A 1,347-nucleotide genomic window follows, 5' to 3' on the forward strand; every position below is an offset into this window, starting at 1 on the left:
CTTAAGCTTCAAGCGGTGAAGGATTGTCTGGAGGAGGGATTATCTCAATATCAGGTCATTGATAAATACAAAATTGCAAGTCGAACGCAGCTTTCCAACTGGATTAAGCAGTATAATCGTCATAGCAGCTTAAAAGCTTATTCAGGGGGAGAAAAAGCGATGACGAAGGGGCGTTCGACGACTTGGCAAGAACGGATCGATATGGTCCAACATTGTCTTGCCCATCAGCATGACTATCGTAAGACGGCAGACCAGTTTCAGGTCTCCTATCAGCAAGTATACCAATGGGTGAAGAAGTTTGAAGATGGCGGTCAGGATGCATTAAAGGATGGCCGAGGACGAAAGAAAGCGCCAGAGGAGTTAACGGAGGTCGATCGACAAAAACTTGAGCTGAAGAAGATGACCTATGAAATGGAACGGCTTCGGGCTGAAAATGCGTTTCTAAAAAAGTTACAGGAATTCCAAAGGAGGCGAAGCTAGGTCTCTATCGCCAAGAGAATGTCTACTTGACTATCCAAGCGTTACAGGAAGAATCTTCGATCAGCGTGTGGCTTTTGTGTGAAATAGCAGGAATCCCACGTTCAAGCTATTACAAGTGGCGCAATCGCAAACCGAGTTCTCGTAAGCAGGAAAATGAGCAACTGACGGAGGTCATGCTGTCTATTTATGAGAGAGTGGAGCGTACGTTCGGATACCGCCAATTAACCCTGCACCTGCGCGACCAAACGGGAAAAACGATTAACCATAAGCGCGTTTACCGTCTCATGAAGGTAAAGGGAATCCGGTCCATCATCCGCAGGAAGAAAAAAAGATACGCACATGCGACTCCACAGCAGGTCGCTGAGAACGTACTAAACCGTCAATTCCAAGCAGATGCATCCAACGAGAAATGGGTAACCGATGTGACGGAATTCAAGTACGGTAATGGCCAGAAAGCGTATTTGAGCGCCATTCTTGATCTTCATGACAAAACGATCATCTCTTATGTATTGGGGCATTCCAATAACAATCCCCTCGTATTCCAAACGTTGAAAATGGCCTTACAAGCGGCGCCAGGCAGCACACCACTGCTTCATAGTGATCGTGGTTTTCAGTACACGTCTTTAAGCTTTAAGAAGCTGCTGGATGACAACAAACTAACTCAGAGTATGTCCCGGGTTGGTCGTTGTATCGATAATGGTCCCATGGAGTCCTTCTGGGGAACCTTGAAATGCGAAAAATATTATTTGCATACCTACCGTTCCTTTGCAGACCTCAAAAAGGACATTGATGACTACATCCACTTTTACAATTACGAACGATTACAGGCGAAACTAAACGGCCTCAGTCCGATGAAATTCAGGACCA

At 45.7% G+C, this 1,347-nt stretch carries 2 protein-coding genes; both read left to right on the forward strand.

Going from position 1 to position 1,347, the window contains the following annotated elements:
* On the forward strand, positions 1–480 hold a 480-nt coding region (locus WH37_RS33110), incomplete at its 5' end, for a helix-turn-helix domain-containing protein (protein WP_046234939.1).
* A gap of 26 nt (positions 481–506) precedes the next feature.
* Positions 507–1,347, forward strand: an 841-nt coding sequence (locus WH37_RS33115) for an IS3 family transposase (protein ID WP_156182447.1), incomplete at its 3' end; no start/stop codon positions are given.

The organism is Paenibacillus algorifonticola, assembly GCF_000971975.1.
Lineage (GTDB): Bacteria > Bacillota > Bacilli > Paenibacillales > Paenibacillaceae > Pristimantibacillus > Pristimantibacillus algorifonticola.